Consider the following 16429-nt stretch of genomic DNA (forward strand, 5'->3'; position numbering starts at 1 on the left):
AGATATTTTTAAATTTTTTAAATTAAGTAGTCTATTGTTTTCATTGTTTATTATTTATATCTTTTTCTTTTTTAGTCATTTTTTCAAATTTTAATGACGAGTAATAACTTACTTTTAGAGACAAAAAAGGAGCCGAAGCTCCTTTTACTATTTAATTTATTCGCGTTAAAGCGTAAACATTACACGTTAAATCTGAAGTGAACCACATCACCATCTTTAACACGGTACTCTTTACCTTCTAAACGCCATTTACCGGCCTCTTTAGCCCCTGACTCGCCATTAAATTCGATAAAGTGATCATAGGCAATAACTTCTGCGCGAATAAAGCCTTTTTCAAAGTCGGTATGAATAACACCAGCAGCTTGTGGAGCAGTAGCATTTTGCTTTACTGTCCATGCACGTACTTCTTTTACACCTGCCGTAAAATAGGTTTGCAAGTGAAGCAAAGAATAACCAGCATTAATAACACGATTAAGCCCAGGTTCTTCTAGTCCAAGGTCAGCCATAAACTCAACACGGTCTTCATCATCCATTTCAGACAATTCACTTTCAATTTCAGCACAAACAGCAACAACGATAGCACCTTCGGCATCAGCAATTGCTTGAACTTGATCTAGGTAAGGATTATTTTCAAAGCCATCATCATTCACATTCGCGATATACATGGTCGGCTTTAGTGTTAAAAAGTTTAAGTAGTCTACCGCTGCTTTTTCTTCTTTAGACAATGTTAAAGAACGTATCATATGTCCTTCTTCAACATGCTTTAATATCTTTTCTAATACCGGCATTTCAAATTTAGCGTCTGCATCGCCACCTTTGGCTTTCTTCGCTAAGCGGAAAATTGCTCGTTCCGCAGTGTCCATATCAGACAAAGCCAGCTCAGTATTGATCACTTCTATGTCATCACTAGGGCTAACCTTATTGGCAACATGAATAATGTTGTCATTATCAAAACAACGCACAACGTGACCAATTGCATCGGTTTCACGAATGTTAGCAAGAAATTTATTTCCTAAACCTTCACCTTTTGAAGCGCCAGCCACTAAACCTGCAATATCAACAAATTCCATAGTAGTTGCTAGCACGCGTTCAGGGTTTACAATTTTGGCTAATGCATCTAAACGAGGGTCGGGCACGGGCACTACACCCGTATTCGGCTCAATAGTACAAAATGGAAAATTAGCTGCTTCAATACCTGCTTTTGTTAATGCATTGAAAAGTGTTGATTTACCTACGTTGGGCAAGCCAACAATACCGCATTTGAATCCCATGATAATACCTTAATTGTGTTGCAAAATTGTTTTAAAAGTTTAGTTATAGCGGCTTGAATGAATGCAAACGATTTTGAGCTTTCTTTAAATCGTCTGTTTGCCAGATGTCGATACATCGGCTTGCTTCATCAATCGCTTGATCTATTTTGTCTTGGTCAATAGCTGGTGCTTTGCCAAGTACATGTCCGGTAACGCGATCTCTATGACCTGGGTGGCCTATACCAATGCGTAACCGATAAAATTCTTTGTTATTAGCCAGACACGAAATAATATCGCGTAAGCCGTTATGTCCACCGTGCCCGCCACCCTTTTTAATTTTACAGACGCCCGGTTCCATGTCTAACTCATCATGAGCAACAAGGATATTATCGACGGGAATACGGAAAAAATTTGCAAGAGGCGCTACAGACTGACCACTTCTATTCATAAACGTTGTTGGAACAAGCAAATGAACAACTTCGTTACCTATTAGGCCTTTGCCGTAAAGTCCGAAATATTTTTTTTCTGGTCTGAGGGAGATGTTGTAGCGAGAAGCAAGTTCTTCGACGAACCAAACTCCGGCATTATGACGAGTTTTTGTATATTCGGGGCCTGGATTACCCAGGCCCACAACTAGTTGAATAGTCATTTAAGCTTATACTTAATGATTATTCAGTAGCTTCAGTTTCTTCAGCTTCATCAGTTTCTTCAGTTACGCCTTTCGGTGCATTTAATGAAACAACAGCTTGATCATGATCTTCGCCTTTTGCTAATTCGTCAGATGTTACGCCTTTAGGCAAAGTAACGTCTGATAAATGCAATGTTTGACCAACTTCTAAATCAGCAACATCAACTTCGATGAATTCTGGAATGTCAGCAGGTAAACAGCTAATCGCAATTTCGTTAATCTGGTGAGTAATGTTGCCACCTTTTTTCTCTGCTTCTTCTTCGTTAAGGAAGTGAATAGGAGCGTTAACGTGAACTGCATGAGATGCATCAATGCGTAAAAAATCTAAATGCATTACAAGTTGCTTGAACGGATGACGTTGCATGTCTTTTAAAAGACACTCAACTGGCTTACCGTCGATGTTTACAGTTAAAACGTGAGAGTAGAATGCTTCTTCTTGTTGTGCACGGTAAACATTTTTGTGCTCTAACGTTAAAGAAATCGGCTCTTGGCCTTCACCGTATAAAATTGCAGGAACTTTGTTTGCGTGACGTAGGCGGCGGCTCGCACCTTTCCCTAGGTCAGTACGAACTTCAGCTTCTAAAGTAAATAAATCAGTCATTTTTTAATACCTAATATTAAAGAGTTAGTTGAGTTGTTTTTTGCGACCAAAAACAACAATGAACCTTTACAACAATAAAAATAATTCAATCATCATAAAAGGCGCGGCATAATAACACCTCAACTTAAACATATCCAACGTTAATATGATTAATAACCTATTAATGATGGCTGCTTATTATGGGTATCATTGGGCTAAATGACCGTTATAGATAATTTTTTATTGAAACTTAGGTGTTAGACCCGTTACCATTCAAAATACACTCTAGCAACCTGCGTCCTGAAATTGAGCGGGTATATGTGCCTCATAACTTCTAATGCCTAATGTCGATAAGAGAATTAACTATGACAATTACATCTTTCTATCCAACTCCTCGTACTTTAATGGGCCCCGGTCCTAGTGATGTTTCACCCCGTGTTTTATCTGCTTTAGGTCGTCCGACCATTGGTCATTTAGACCCAGAGTTTGTGCAGATGATGGACGAAATTAAATCATTACTACAATACGCATTTCAAACCAAGAATGAATTAACGATGGCGGTTTCAGCGCCAGGCTCGGCAGGTATGGAAACTTGTTTTGTTAACTTAGTTGAACCAGGCGAAAAAGTGATTGTTTGTGTAAATGGTGTTTTTGGTTCGCGTATGGTGGAAAATGTTCAACGCATAGGGGCTCAAGCCATCGTTATAAACGATGAGTGGGGAACGCCTGTCGATGTCAATAAAGTAAAACAAGCTTTTAAAGACAATAGTGATGTTAAATTTTTAGCCTTTGTTCATGCTGAAACATCTACTGGTGTATTGTCTGATGCAAAAGCCTTATGTGCCATAGCTCAAGAAAATTCAGCGCTTTCTATCGTCGATGCAGTGACCTCATTAGGCGGTGTTGAACTAAAGGTTGATGATTGGGGAATCGATGCTATTTATTCGGGTAGTCAAAAATGTTTATCGTGTGTGCCCGGCATATCACCGATTAGCTTTAGTACTAAAGCTGTTGAAAAATTAACAAGTAGAAAGTCTAAAGTGCCCAGTTGGTTTTTAGATTTATCTTTGGTTATGGGCTATTGGGGCGGTACAGGTAAACGTAGTTATCATCATACGGCACCGGTGAATTCTCTCTATGCTTTGCATGAATCTTTAGTGATGTTACAAGATGAAGGTTTAGAAAATGCGTGGCAACGCCATAAAAACCAACACCTGAAATTAAAAACGGGATTAGAAAAACTAGGCATAGCGTTTGTTGTTGAAGAGCAATACCGTTTACCACAATTAAATACGGTATTGATTCCTCAAGGCGTTGATGATGCAGCTGTTCGCCAAACCTTACTTAATGAATATAATTTAGAAATTGGCGCTGGCCTAGGTGGTTTTGCTGGTAAAGCATGGCGCATTGGATTAATGGGCTATGCAGCAAGAACTGAAAATGTGACTTTATGTTTAGCGGCTTTAGCGGATGTTTTAGAGAAATAGTCAACGTCTGACAAAAAGAATTAAGCGAGCGTAGCTCTAGTGTTGTGTTAAATAAAAAAGCCCCGAGTCAAAATATGACTCGGGGCTTTATTATTTATGAAGTTCTTTTATCAGGAATGCTTAACTGTCAAACATTGCTGAAATAGATTCTTCGTTACACACACGGCGAATCGCTTCAGACAACATACCGCTTAAAGTAAGTTGACGAACAATACCAAGCGCTTTAATTTCGTCGGTAAGTGGTATTGAATCTGTTACCACTAACTCATCAATAACAGAATCTCTTAGGTTTTGTGCAGCATTACCAGAAAGAACTGGATGAGTAGCATAAGCAATAACGCGTTTAGCGCCATGTGCTTTTAATGCTTCAGCCGCTTTTGCTAATGTGCCACCAGTATCTATCATGTCGTCGACAATGATACAGTCGCGGTCAGCAACATCACCAATGATGTGCATAACTTGTGCAACATTGGCTTTTGGACGACGCTTATCGATGATAGCAAGATCGGCTTCATTGAGTAATTTAGCTACGGCACGAGCGCGAACAACACCACCAATATCAGGAGAAACTACAATCGGGTTATCTAGATCACGAGAAAGCATATCTTCAAGTAAAATAGGTGTGCCAAATACGTTATCTACCGGTACATCGAAGAAACCCTGAATTTGCTCAGCGTGTAGGTCAACCGTTAATACTCGGTCAACACCAACACTTGATAAAAAGTCAGCGACAACTTTCGCAGTAATTGGTACACGAGCACTACGTACACGTCTATCTTGGCGAGCATAACCAAAATATGGAATAACTGCAGTAATACGACCAGCAGATGCTCGTCGTAATGCGTCAATCATCACAATTAATTCCATTAGGTTATTATTCGTTGGCGCACAAGTTGATTGAATAATAAAAACATCCGCACCGCGCACGTTTTCGTTAATTTCAACACTGATTTCACCGTCGCTAAAACTACCGACTTTGGCATCGCCTAAAGTCATATACAAACGATCAGCTACTTTCTTGGCCAGTTCAGGGGTGGCATTACCCGTAAATATTTTCATGTCAGGCACGGTCAGTTCCTCGGAAACTATTGACATTTTAAGTTACGCTATTAGTAAACCTTGAGTTTACTATCAGCAAATTATTAAATTTTTTCCAGTGGTTCTTGGCATTTTTATGAAAATAAATTCTCAATGGTATTAATATTCTGCATTTTCTACTTGCAATGTTACTAAGTTGTTAATGGCATTGCGTAATGGAGATGTATTGACACCTTTTGCCACAAAAGAAATTATTCCATTAGGAAGTAATGACTGGATGCGACAAGCCTCTTGCTCAGTATCAAAACGAGAAAAAATACACGCTCCGGTACCAGTCATTCGAGACGGGGCGTATTCTACCAACCAAGCCAGTAACTTGGCAACCTCGGGATACTTTTTTATTACTAACGTCTGGCAGTCATTGTGGCATAAGTCTATGTCTAACTTACTAATATCATCATTTAAATTAACTTTTGCCGTATTGCGAGTTAAGTCAGCATCAGTAAAAATACTGGCAGTAGAAATACTGACATCAGGTTTACTGACTAAAAACCAGCTTTCTTGAGGATAAACAGCAGTGAGTTCTTCACCAACACCTTCAGCAAAAGCAGAAAAACCATGAATAAAAATCGGTACGTCAGCACCTAGCGATAGGCCAAGTTTTGCTAGCTCGGTGGTAGACAAGTTGGCCTGCCACAAAGTATTTAATGCCAATAAAATAGTCGCGGCGTTGGATGACCCGCCACCTAATCCCCCCCCCATAGGGAGAATTTTTGTTATTTTTATTTGTGCACCTAAATATACGTTATTAAAAGTAGTCGGATTTTTTAATAGGTGGTTTTGTAGTAACCGAGCTGCTTTTACAATTAAGTTATCTTCATGTAATACACCATCAATCGGCGTGAGTAATTCAATACTATTACCCTGAGTCTTTCTTATTTCTATGGTGTCGCTGTGATCTAAAAATTGAAAAATAGTTTCTAACTGATGATAGCCGTCGTTGCGTTGACCAATAATATGGAGGAATAAATTAAGCTTTGCCGGTGCAGGAAAACTATAAAATTGCTGGTTAGTCTTAGTCATTACTTGTCACGTCCCATTGATGAACATTAATTTTAATGGTGATGTTATCTTTTTTTATGGTGAACTTCGTTGCTAATTGATATTGGTCTACTTGTTGATAGCCACTATACTTAATAAACCATTTTTTTTCACCAGAGTAGCTGGTCAATGTTTGGGGTAATTGTGTTGTTTCGTTATACGTTATTTTATCACTAGCTAAATAAGGTAAGCCTTTTAACCAGAAAGTCATCGCGTGTGTCGGTAATGTAAAACCTGTTAGCGAAGCAAGCAGGGTGTTTAAATCAGGGCTTTGGTAGCGCTCACCATCGACATTAATAACATGCATATTATTGACCGACTCTAAAGTAAAAACTTGAATACCTAGCACTGTGGTTAAATTTAGCATCTGGCGATTTTTATCTCCTTGGTAATGCCAATTTAATGTTAAGCTATGACGCTCATTAGGGCTAATTATGCCCATTTTCCCTTTTATTTTCCAATTCGACATTGCTGTGAGCTTTTTAGTGCGCTCGGTAATGTTTTGATGTTCAGTAATTTGCTGATGGTTATTCGTTAAAGAACTACAACCAGATAGAAATATCAGTAAAAAACTGAAAAAGAGTGGCAGCGATAAGGTAATTTTATTCATATAAACCATTATTATTGAGTTAATCGCCATAATATTGCGTTATCGCGTATTTGATGCTTTTAATTTTCTGCGATTTTTCGTAAAATTAACATCATTATTTATCATAGATCATAGGTTTTTTATAAAACTTGATTAATAATGTCGTTAATAAAAAGATTAATGGAAAAAAATTGCTATCGATAATTTTTATTTCTTATATTAATCGTCTTAAAAAGGCTGAATCGTTCCGTTATGTCTATAGTTGCTGTTGGAATCAATCACAAAACTGCCCCTGTTGCCGTGAGAGAAAAAATCTCTTTTAATCCCGACAATTTAAGTGTGGCATTAACTGAATTACTTGGAAACGTAGAATGTCGTGAAGCGGCTATTTTATCAACATGTAATCGTACAGAGCTGTATTTAGTTCAAGAAGGCGATGTAAGGGTTACCCAAGAAAAAGTTGTCCGCTGGTTAGAAAAACATCACAATGTTCCTGCTTCAACTATTACGCCAAGTTTATATTGGCATACTGATCAACAGGCCGTTAACCACATGATGCGGGTTGCTTGTGGCTTAGACTCTTTAGTTTTAGGCGAACCGCAAATCTTAGGTCAAATGAAGCAAGCCTATAGCCAAGCGAAAGCTGCTGGTTCTATGTCTTTAGTCATGGACCGTTTATTTCAACGTACTTTTGGTGTTGCTAAACAAGTTCGCACTGAAACTGAAATTGGCGCGAGTGCGGTTTCGGTTGCTTTTGCATCGGTAAATCTAGCAAAACATATTTTTGCCAGTCTTGAAAATGTAAAAGTACTATTAGTGGGGGCCGGTGAAACTATTGAACTGGTTGCTAAACATTTATACGAGAATAAAGTGGGTAAAATAACTGTTGCTAACCGCACAATTGCCCGTGCAGAAGCAATGGCTGGTGCTATTGGCGCTGACGTTATTACCTTGGCGCAAATCCCTGACAAAATGGCTGACGCCGATATTGTTATTAGTTCAACCGGTAGTACTTTACCCATTATAGGTAAAGGTATGGTTGAACACGCATTAGGAAAGCGTAAGCATCGTCCTATTTTTATGGTTGATTTAGCGGTTCCTCGTGATATCGAAGAACAGGTTGGTGATCTAGAAGATGTTTTTCTATATACGGTCGATGATTTACAAGGCATTATCGCGAAAAATTTAGCTAATCGTCGCAAAGAAGCTGTTCAAGCTGAGGCAATAGTTTCTACTCAATCTGATGTGTTTATGTCATGGCTTCGTGGCTTAAATACCCAAGATACCGTTATAGATTACCGTAAACAGTGTTTAGAACATCGCGATCTGTTACTTGATAAAGCATTGTTACAACTGCAGGGTAATAAGTCACCAGAAGCTATTTTGGCTGAGTTAGCCACTAAGTTGACCAATAAATTTATGCATGCACCCACTAGCGCTATTCAATCGGCGGCCCAAGGTGGCGAATTAGATAAATTGGTATACTTACGCGATATTTATAACATTAAATAACGATCTCGACCTTACAACACACCCAAACCGTATTTTGATGAACATTTGAGCTTAGCTGGGTATTTACAGCTTTTTTACACCTTTGATTGAAAGTGCTCAACTAACCCTTTAAACTGCACATCACCAATTTTTATCCGCTGTTTCCTAATTATAAGATTTCTTAATGAATAAATCTGTTTATCAAAAACTTGAAATATTAGTCGAGCGCTTTGAAGAAGTTCAAGCCTTGCTTTCTGATCCTGGAACACTTTCAGATCAAGAAAAATTTATTGCCTTATCAAAAGAGTTTTCTCAATTAGAAGCAGTCACTAGTGTGTTTAATGACTACCAAAGCGCAGAAGAAGACTTTGCTTTAGCTGAAGAAATGCTAAAAGATGAAGACCCTGAAATGCGTGAAATGGCGCAAGAAGAATTTAAATCAGCTAAGAAAACCATTGAAGAATTAGCCGATCAATTACAAATTTTACTATTACCTAAAGATCCAAACGACAACAATAACTGTTTTGTTGAATTACGTGCAGGAGCCGGTGGTGATGAAGCGGCAATTTTTGCTGGCGACTTATACCGCATGTATAGCCGTTACTGTGAAAAGAAAGGCTGGCGTATTGAAGTTATGAACACCAATGAAAGTGAACAAGGTGGCTATAAAGAAGTCATTTTCAAAGTGCTTGGAGAAGGCGTCTACGGACAAATGAAGTTCGAGTCTGGTGGTCATCGTGTGCAACGTGTTCCTGAAACTGAATCTCAAGGTCGAGTGCATACTTCTGCTTGTACCGTTGTTGTTATGCCTGAGATACCAGAAGCTGACGCGATTGAAATTAATAAAGCAGATTTAAAAGTTGACACTTTTCGCGCATCAGGTGCGGGTGGACAGCACGTTAACAAAACTGATTCTGCCATTCGTATTACCCATATTCCAACAGGCGTAGTTGTCGAGTGTCAAGAACAACGCTCTCAGCATAAAAACCGTGCGCAAGCGATGTCGGTATTACAAGCTCGCTTACAACAAGCAGAAGATGAAAAACGCCGCAGTGAAGAAGAGTCTTCACGTCGTAATTTAGTGGCAAGTGGTGATCGTTCAGAACGAATTCGTACTTACAACTATCCGCAAGGACGTATGACGGACCACCGTATTAACTTGACTTTATATCGTTTGAACGAAGTCCTTGAAGGTAACTTGCATTTGGTCCTAGAGCCTATTATGTTAGAAAATCAAGCCGATTTACTTGCGGCTCTTGCTGAGCAAAACTAGTTATTGGTTTGAGCGAATCCTTAAAACCGTCAATAACATATTGCCAGCAGAGTTTTGCTGAAATAATTAATCAAGGGCAGCAGTTACTCGCTGCCTTTTCTGATAGCGCAAAACTCGATTGTAAAATCCTACTTGCCTTTGTTTTAAATAAAGAAACAAGTTATTTGTTAACTTGGCCTGACAAAAAGTTAGCAGAGCATGAATTCCACGCTTTTTTAGCTTTGTTTGAGCGCCGTTTGCAAGGCGAGCCTATTGCTTATATTACACAAGAACGTGAATTCTGGTCACTGCCTTTTTACGTATCACCAGCAACCTTAATTCCTCGTCCAGATACAGAGTTACTGGTCGAACATATTTTAGCGCGCCATCTAGCAAGTGATTTATCGTGCTTGGATCTCGGTACGGGTACCGGAGCTATTGCTCTGTCGCTTGCTTCAGAACAAAAGCAGTGGCAAATTCACGGCATTGATTTTAGTGACGCTGCGATAAGTTTAGCTAAAAAAAATGCTCAACGGTTACAGTTACCACAGGTAGAGCTTTATCAAAGTGATTGGTTCTCTAATGTAGCTGTAGATAAAAAGTTTAATATTATCGTTAGCAACCCCCCTTATATAGATGAAGCCGATCAGCATTTAATTGCAGGCGATGTCAGGTTTGAACCGCTATCTGCTCTGGTTGCTCGGGATAATGGTTTTGCAGATATCAAACGTATTGCCAAAGACGCACAAGGTTATTTAACCCATAATGGTGCACTCTATTTTGAACATGGCTTTGAACAAGCGGCTGGCGTTAGCGATATATTAAAGCAATTGGGTTATCAGTCGATTGAAACATTTAAAGATTACGGCGGAAATGACCGAGTTACTTGCTGTATTTATGTACAACAAGAACAATGAAGATAAATATAAGGTTTTTGCATGAAACATTTACATATGACTCTGGCGGCAATAAGCATTATATTGTTCACCTACCGGTTTGCATTAACCTTGATGAATTCAGCACAATTAGATAAAAAATGGTTGAAAATCAGCCCTCATATCGTTGACACTTTTTTATTACTATTAGGTGTTGGTCTGGCTGTCAAGTTAGCGATAAATCCAATAGAATATTTATGGCTAGGCGAAAAGTTACTTGCCATTATTTTTTATATTTTTACCGGCTATTATACGTTGAAGTTAGCTCGTAACCGAATGATGCAAGTGATAGGTTATTTAGCAGCTATGGGCTGGATTATGTTAGTGGTGCGAATAGCGACAACAAAACAAACGATATTTTTATAATAAATATACCCTGAAATAAGCAATAACTATAAATAGAGTCAGCAATTAAAAATTACAGCATGAATGAATTATTATTTTCCGAGCTCAATGATGACGATAAATCACTTATTGAAGCTTTTGTACTTATTGAAGAAGTTGTTTTTGGTGATAGTGACTTTGAGCCAACAAACCTTAGTCAAATAGTTGAACAATGTTCAGAATTAATTTCTGATACAGAAGAGTATCTTGAAAAAGCTGAGCAATTAATCAACGAACTTTTCATTGGGCAACTTTTTATTGATAATCAACGTGATTTTTGGCCCGTTAGTGCTCATAAGTTACAAAGTGGACTCGATTTTAAATTAATGGCCCCAGCGCTAAAAAGTATAGTGCTTTGCCATATATTTCGTCTTTGTGGTTTTGAAGCTGATGTGGTGTACGTACCAAAGAAAAATATGATTCGCGTCGTCTGTGATGATGTTTATGCGATTGTTTTTGATCCCATTACTGGAGAGTCTTTAAATTGGCAGGAGCTTGATTTATGTATGGATGAACTTGATGGCGATCCACAAAGCGACCAAATTGAAGATATTTCAAGGTTAAGCTTAATTGTTAAGCACGTTAGCTCATTGAAAAATGCTTTGATCCGCGAAGGGCAGTTTGCTCAAGCATTAAAGTGTGTTGATATATTAATAGCGTTACGCCCAGAAGATCCGTTTGAGCGTCGCGACCGAGGTTTTTTGTTGCATCAACTCGATTGTTTTAAAGTCGCTTACGATGATTACCAATATTTTGTCGATAAATGTCCAAAAGATCCTGCTGCGCAATTATTAAAAATGCAATTGGACAAAATCACTATAGCTGATACGGTATTACATTAATAAGCCTTAGAAATAAGGCTGTAGTTTACAAATAAAACCAATAAATCAAATAAAAATAACAAGGTTAATCAATGGAAGATCAAATTATCAACAATACACCTTTTATCACGAATGACGCCACGGTTATGGGGTTACTCGCACTAATACTTGGATTCGTTTTTTATACTTCAAATAGTGAACACCCCGCATTTAAGAAGTTCTATAAATACGTGCCAGCATTACTTATGTGCTACCTATTACCCTCTTTGCTAAACACTTTTGGCATTGTTAGTGCAGAATTGAGTCAAGTAGACGAAGTCGCCAAGTATTATTTATTGCCGGCTTGTTTGGTTTTACTCACTTTGAGCATCGACATAAAAGCAATTGTTGGTCTTGGTAATAAAGCGATTATTATGTTTTTAACCGGCACGGTTGGTGTGGTTATTGGCGGCCCAATTGCGCTCTTAGTTATTTCTGCTATTTGGCCTGAATTACTTGGTGTAACTGGTCCTGAAGCTGTTTGGCGTGGTATGGCTGCGCTTGCGGGGAGTTGGATTGGTGGCGGCGCAAATATGTTGGCGATGAAAGAAATTTATGGCGCTGATGGCAAAATATTCACCATTATGGTGACCGTTGATATTGTTGTAGCCAACTTGTGGATGGCGGTATTACTTTATTTAGCAGCAAACCATAAGCGTATTGATGCGAAGAGTGGCGCTGACACTTCAGCAATTGATAGATTAATTGATAAAGTAGAGTCTGCTCAACGTGAAAATATCAAGTTGCCGTTACTAAAAGACTTTATGATGATTATAGCGGTAGGTTTTGGCGCTGCTGGTTTAGCACATTTTGCCGCTGACTTTTTAGTCCCTTATTTTCAGACAAACTTTCCTGAATTAGAAAAATTTAGCTTACATTCAAAACTATTCTGGATAATCGTCTTAGTGACTACGATAGGATTAGCATTGTCGTTTACTAAAGTAAGAAAACTTGAAGCCGTAGGAGCTTCGAAAGTTGGTAGTAGCTTATTATATGTATTAGTCGCGACAATAGGTTTGCATATGGACGTTACTCAAATTGTTGAGTCACCGAAATACATAGCCATTGGAGTTATCTGGATGTTAGTCCACGTTGCTTTACTGCTTATTGTTGGCAAAATGATTAAAGCACCGATCTTCTATCTAGCTGTTGGCAGTAAAGCCAATATCGGTGGTGCTGCTTCTGCGCCCGTTATCGCATCAGCATTTCATCCTTCTTTAGCGCCGGTTGGTGTACTACTGGCGGTGTTAGGTTATGCTTTAGGTACTTATATGGCTTGGTTATGTGGCCAGTTATTAAGAATTATTGGTAGCTAATTGTTTGTTAGCTCCAGACTTTATTTTGGAAAAATTATGACAATAACTTCAATTAAATTGACTAAATACGATATTGAAATCGCTAACGATAAACCGTTTGTTTTATTTGGTGGTATGAATGTATTAGAGTCACGTGATTTAGCGATGAGCATTGCAGAGCACTACGTAGAAGTGACACAAAAGCTCAATATTCCTTACGTATTCAAAGCATCTTTTGATAAAGCGAACCGTTCGTCTGTTCATTCATACCGAGGACCAGGTTTAGAGGAAGGTCTGAGAATATTTGAAGAAATAAAGTCGACCTTTAACGTACCTATCATTACCGACGTGCATGAAATACATCAAGCGCAACCTGTAGCCGAGGTGGTTGATATTATTCAATTACCGGCATTTTTAGCGCGTCAAACAGACCTAGTGGTTGCTATGGCAAAAACCAATGCGATTATTAATGTTAAAAAGCCACAGTTCTTAGCAGCACATGAAATGCGTCATATTATTAATAAATTCGCAGAAGCAGGCAATGAGCAAGTTATTCTTTGCGAGCGCGGTAGTTGTTATGGTTACAATAATCTTGTTGTTGATATGCTAGCGATGGATGAAATGAAAGATTATGCGCCAGTCATATTCGATGCCACTCATGCTTTACAGCAGCCGGGTGGCCGAGCTGATTCTGCAGGTGGTCGTCGTGCTAAAGCTGCACAATTAGCGCGTAGTGGTATGGCATTAGGTTTAGCAGGTTTATTTATAGAATCACACCCTGATCCTGATAACGCTAAATGCGATGGCCCTTGTGCGTTGCCGCTTGATAAACTTGAGCCTTACTTACAGCAAATGAAATCAATTGACGATTTAGTTAAATCATTTGAGCCATTATTGACTGATTAGTAACAATAAAAGCGTCGTTAAAACACAAAAACCTGAGTAGCTACTCAGGTTTTTTATAGCTGATATAATATCTTGCTTAGTCATCTTAGTCGCATTTTTTTATAGTGGTTATTCGGGGTTGTCCTTAGCACGAGTATGGAACAATACTAAATTGCGCTGAAATCACTTAGGGTGATCCTCATCGGGCTCTTTTGATTGAGTTTTGTAGGTGAGTAAGTAGAGCAGTATAATAATACCGGCGACTGGCGCTAAGCTTATTAGCTGCCACCAAATACTTAGCCCAGCGTCACGCAGACGTCGAGTACATGCAGCGACCCACGGCAGTAAAACTAGTAATGAGGCAATTTGCATTGGCAGCGGACTAGCGAAAGCCTCGGCGAGTAATTTAGCGAAGGCGAGTAGCATCGTTATGGCGAGCGCGAGCCACCAAAAATCTGCGCGTGAAGTCAATCCACTAAATTCTAGGCCTTTTAATATACCTTCGTGAATTGATGCGAGGGCAGATTCGCTGGGTTTATCGGCATTTAGCAGTAATCTCTCTGCAGGTACTTCAAATACGGCGGCAAGCGCTCGTAAAGACTCTGTTGATACCTTAGCACCAGATTCAAGTCGCTGGATTGTCCGAAGGTTTAAGGAGCTTAGTGTAGCGAGTTGCTCTTGTGACCAATGCCTTTCAAGGCGCATCTCCCTGAGTTTTACACTATTAATGTCCATTAATTTTCCTTGTACTGATGTGTTAAGATTATTCTCTATGATAATGCCGCATTGTATTATACGTGACGACAAGGCGGTGACATCACCTCGACATCGAGCCGACTTTAAGCTGTCGGTATCAACTTTAGCTATTTTTCTGTCGAAAACCAGCTTCAGTTTAACGTGATACGCTACTAGAAATTAGTATTATTTAACTTGAATATTAGCACCAGCGATTGGCTTACTACCACTATGACATTGCAAATAGTGTATGGTAAACATCCGTTGATAAGGTGATATCTGTACAAATTTGATAGTGCTTATAAGGGCGCTTGCAATATTGTTTTTGCTTAGCAAGGTATGATAAGTATTAATGTTTTAAATACCCAAAACATAAAAAAGGTGCTTTAAAGCACCTTTTTTTTGTTTAATATTCTGTCTTGTAAGTGCTAATCGCCACTTTGGTTTTTTTCTAAGTCTTGAAAATCAATATTCTCAATTTTACTTCCTGCATTTTCATCATAAAAAATATCTTCATCAAACTGATTTTCTGATTTAGCGACAACAATTGAGACCATGCTGTCACCCGTGACATTAACCGCGGTTCGTGTCATATCAAGCAAACGGTCAACACCTATAATTAAACCTATGCCTTCTACAGGTAAACCTACTTGATCTAGTACCATAGCTAGCATAATTAAACCTACGCCTGGAACACCAGCTGTGCCAATTGAAGCTAAGGTCGCGGTAAGTATTACCATTAAATATTGACTAAATGTTAAATCAACATTAAACACTTGCGCAATAAATACAGTCGCTACGCCTTGCATTATAGCCGTGCCATCCATATTAATGGTTGCACCTAGAGGTACGGTAAACGAAGCGATTGAATTTTTAACACCCATTTTTTTGGTAACAGTTTCAAGTGTTACCGGAATGGTTGCATTACTGCTGGCTGTTGAAAATGCAAAGATAACGGTATCACGCATTTTTTTCAAAAAAGTAATTGGGTTTAAACCCGTCATTACTTTTAAGATAGTAGAATAAGTTACCGTAGCATGTAAAATTAGTGCAAAGAAAACGACTAAGAAGTAAACAATTAGGTTGCCGAATACCTTAAGTGACATATCAGTGAATAAACTCGCTAATAAACAAAACACACCATAAGGAGCAAGGTTCATTAATATAGTTACCAAGCGCATGATAACGGTACTCATGTCTTCAAATAAACTAGCAATACGTTCGCCGGCTTTACCTGAAAGCGCTATAGCAATACCAAATAACAAAGCAAATATAATGACTTGAAGCATATTGCCTTTTGCAAAAGCTTCAAACGGATTACTCGGAAACATTTGAATAAAGACTTGCGCTAAAGAAGGCGCTTCACGACTAGTGAACGTTGTGTCCGAGGCCATGTTGACCCCTTCGCCAGGGCTTATTAATAACGCTAAAAACATTGCAAAGCTAATCGCTATAGCTGTTGTAATTAAATAGAGTGAAATGGCTTTACCGCCAATACGTCCAAGTTTTGTGGTATCTTTTAAGGAACAAGTCCCACAAATCAGCGATACAAAAACCAGTGGTACTACCAACATTTTTAAACTTGAAATGAAAATTTGTCCAATGACTTCAAAAATCCCGTCAACCAAAAATGATCGTAATGAAAGTTCAAAGAAATAGAGTGGGATAACAAAGTCTGATTTGTCTGGCATAAGAAATTGTAAGGATACGCCTACCGCGATACCGGCAAGCATGCCAGTAACAATTCTAGCGGTTAAACTAGCTTTTTTTTTATCAGTCATAAAGAAATGCAACGTTATTTTTTATTATAAATTATGAATAGTAGATTAACAGGTAATTCATTGATAAAAAAGCTATTG

General features: G+C 38.6%; 16 protein-coding genes. 8 read left to right on the forward strand and 8 right to left on the reverse strand.

The genetic code is table 11. The features are described from left to right. Window positions 1-179 precede the first annotated feature (179 nt). The 3 genes from ychF to H4J56_RS16560 are packed head-to-tail and all read right to left on the reverse strand — an operon-like array spanning window position 180 to window position 2539. Window positions 180-1271, reverse strand: coding sequence for a redox-regulated ATPase YchF (gene ychF / locus H4J56_RS16550; RefSeq protein ID WP_070376152.1), 1092 nt, complete (start codon window positions 1269-1271; stop codon window positions 180-182). 43 nt (window positions 1272-1314) lie between these two features. Beyond that, the gene (gene pth, locus H4J56_RS16555) at window positions 1315-1899 is read right to left on the reverse strand and encodes an aminoacyl-tRNA hydrolase (protein WP_182215476.1); all 585 of its coding nucleotides are present in this window, start codon (window positions 1897-1899) and stop codon (window positions 1315-1317) included. A gap of 19 nt (window positions 1900-1918) precedes the next feature. Further along, window positions 1919-2539: a 50S ribosomal protein L25/general stress protein Ctc gene (locus tag H4J56_RS16560; protein WP_182215475.1), complete on the reverse strand. Its 621-nt coding sequence runs from the start codon at window positions 2537-2539 to the stop codon at window positions 1919-1921. Between the two features lie 344 nt (window positions 2540-2883). On the opposite strand from H4J56_RS16560, the gene H4J56_RS16565 reads away from it, so the two are divergent. Continuing rightward, window positions 2884-4005 (forward strand): alanine--glyoxylate aminotransferase family protein, encoded by a 1122-nt coding sequence (locus H4J56_RS16565; protein WP_182215473.1) that lies wholly within the window; start codon window positions 2884-2886, stop codon window positions 4003-4005. 120 nt (window positions 4006-4125) lie between these two features. Here H4J56_RS16565 and H4J56_RS16570 read toward each other — a convergent pair whose 3' ends face one another. The 3 genes from H4J56_RS16570 to lolB form a co-directional block, all read right to left on the reverse strand. Continuing rightward, complete coding sequence (locus H4J56_RS16570) at window positions 4126-5073, reverse strand: ribose-phosphate pyrophosphokinase (RefSeq protein ID WP_070376156.1); 948 nt, start codon at window positions 5071-5073, stop codon at window positions 4126-4128. A 129-nt stretch (window positions 5074-5202) separates the two neighbouring features. Further along, complete coding sequence (gene ispE / locus H4J56_RS16575) at window positions 5203-6126, reverse strand: 4-(cytidine 5'-diphospho)-2-C-methyl-D-erythritol kinase (protein WP_182244527.1); 924 nt, start codon at window positions 6124-6126, stop codon at window positions 5203-5205. Next, complete coding sequence (gene lolB, locus H4J56_RS16580; RefSeq protein WP_182259623.1) at window positions 6119-6754, reverse strand: lipoprotein insertase outer membrane protein LolB; 636 nt, start codon at window positions 6752-6754, stop codon at window positions 6119-6121. The genes ispE and lolB overlap by 8 nt, the downstream gene beginning before the upstream one ends. A 231-nt stretch (window positions 6755-6985) precedes the next feature. On the opposite strand from lolB, the gene hemA reads away from it, so the two are divergent. The 7 genes from hemA (at window position 6986) to kdsA (ending at window position 13856) form a co-directional block, all read left to right on the forward strand. After that, window positions 6986-8245, forward strand: a complete 1260-nt coding sequence (gene hemA / locus H4J56_RS16585) for a glutamyl-tRNA reductase (protein ID WP_070376159.1) — start codon at window positions 6986-6988, stop codon at window positions 8243-8245. A gap of 163 nt (window positions 8246-8408) precedes the next feature. Next, window positions 8409-9497 (forward strand): peptide chain release factor 1, encoded by a 1089-nt coding sequence (gene prfA / locus H4J56_RS16590; RefSeq protein WP_070376160.1) that lies wholly within the window; start codon window positions 8409-8411, stop codon window positions 9495-9497. Between the two features lie 8 nt (window positions 9498-9505). Then, window positions 9506-10393 (forward strand): peptide chain release factor N(5)-glutamine methyltransferase, encoded by an 888-nt coding sequence (gene prmC / locus H4J56_RS16595; protein ID WP_220465342.1) that lies wholly within the window; start codon window positions 9506-9508, stop codon window positions 10391-10393. Between the two features lie 21 nt (window positions 10394-10414). Further along, complete coding sequence (locus tag H4J56_RS16600; protein ID WP_182222691.1) at window positions 10415-10777, forward strand: SirB2 family protein; 363 nt, start codon at window positions 10415-10417, stop codon at window positions 10775-10777. Window positions 10778-10836: 59 nt separating this feature from the next. Continuing rightward, window positions 10837-11637 carry a SirB1 family protein gene (locus H4J56_RS16605; RefSeq protein ID WP_070376162.1) on the forward strand — a complete coding sequence of 267 codons (801 nt, stop codon included), beginning with the start codon at window positions 10837-10839 and terminating at the stop codon, window positions 11635-11637. 71 nt (window positions 11638-11708) lie between these two features. After that, window positions 11709-12971, forward strand: a complete 1263-nt coding sequence (locus H4J56_RS16610) for a DUF819 domain-containing protein (RefSeq protein ID WP_070376163.1) — start codon at window positions 11709-11711, stop codon at window positions 12969-12971. A gap of 36 nt (window positions 12972-13007) precedes the next feature. Continuing rightward, complete coding sequence (gene kdsA / locus H4J56_RS16615) at window positions 13008-13856, forward strand: 3-deoxy-8-phosphooctulonate synthase (RefSeq protein WP_182171330.1); 849 nt, start codon at window positions 13008-13010, stop codon at window positions 13854-13856. A 162-nt stretch (window positions 13857-14018) separates the two neighbouring features. Here kdsA and H4J56_RS16620 read toward each other — a convergent pair whose 3' ends face one another. Then, complete coding sequence (locus tag H4J56_RS16620) at window positions 14019-14570, reverse strand: DUF805 domain-containing protein (RefSeq protein WP_182215466.1); 552 nt, start codon at window positions 14568-14570, stop codon at window positions 14019-14021. Window positions 14571-14998: 428 nt separating this feature from the next. After that, complete coding sequence (locus H4J56_RS16625) at window positions 14999-16351, reverse strand: dicarboxylate/amino acid:cation symporter (protein WP_070376166.1); 1353 nt, start codon at window positions 16349-16351, stop codon at window positions 14999-15001. Window positions 16352-16429 lie beyond the last annotated feature (78 nt).

This window comes from Colwellia sp. BRX8-4 (genome assembly GCF_014077345.1).
Lineage (GTDB): Bacteria > Pseudomonadota > Gammaproteobacteria > Enterobacterales > Alteromonadaceae > Colwellia_A.

What these genes read in the sequence shown, in the direction of transcription:
- ychF (WP_070376152.1), bottom strand. Translation starts at nt 1,271, where the DNA reads ATGGGATTCAAATGCGGTATTGTTGGCTTGCCCAACGTAGGTAAATCA.
- pth (WP_182215476.1), bottom strand. Translation starts at nt 1,899, where the DNA reads ATGACTATTCAACTAGTTGTGGGCCTGGGTAATCCAGGCCCCGAATAT.
- H4J56_RS16560 (WP_182215475.1), bottom strand. Translation starts at nt 2,539, where the DNA reads ATGACTGATTTATTTACTTTAGAAGCTGAAGTTCGTACTGACCTAGGG.
- H4J56_RS16565 (WP_182215473.1), top strand. Translation starts at nt 2,884, where the DNA reads ATGACAATTACATCTTTCTATCCAACTCCTCGTACTTTAATGGGCCCC.
- ispE (WP_182244527.1), bottom strand. Translation starts at nt 6,126, where the DNA reads ATGACTAAGACTAACCAGCAATTTTATAGTTTTCCTGCACCGGCAAAG.
- lolB (WP_182259623.1), bottom strand. Translation starts at nt 6,754, where the DNA reads ATGAATAAAATTACCTTATCGCTGCCACTCTTTTTCAGTTTTTTACTG.
- hemA (WP_070376159.1), top strand. Translation starts at nt 6,986, where the DNA reads ATGTCTATAGTTGCTGTTGGAATCAATCACAAAACTGCCCCTGTTGCC.
- prfA (WP_070376160.1), top strand. Translation starts at nt 8,409, where the DNA reads ATGAATAAATCTGTTTATCAAAAACTTGAAATATTAGTCGAGCGCTTT.
- H4J56_RS16600 (WP_182222691.1), top strand. Translation starts at nt 10,415, where the DNA reads ATGAAACATTTACATATGACTCTGGCGGCAATAAGCATTATATTGTTC.
- H4J56_RS16605 (WP_070376162.1), top strand. Translation starts at nt 10,837, where the DNA reads ATGAATGAATTATTATTTTCCGAGCTCAATGATGACGATAAATCACTT.
- H4J56_RS16610 (WP_070376163.1), top strand. Translation starts at nt 11,709, where the DNA reads ATGGAAGATCAAATTATCAACAATACACCTTTTATCACGAATGACGCC.
- kdsA (WP_182171330.1), top strand. Translation starts at nt 13,008, where the DNA reads ATGACAATAACTTCAATTAAATTGACTAAATACGATATTGAAATCGCT.
- H4J56_RS16620 (WP_182215466.1), bottom strand. Translation starts at nt 14,570, where the DNA reads ATGGACATTAATAGTGTAAAACTCAGGGAGATGCGCCTTGAAAGGCAT.
- H4J56_RS16625 (WP_070376166.1), bottom strand. Translation starts at nt 16,351, where the DNA reads ATGACTGATAAAAAAAAAGCTAGTTTAACCGCTAGAATTGTTACTGGC.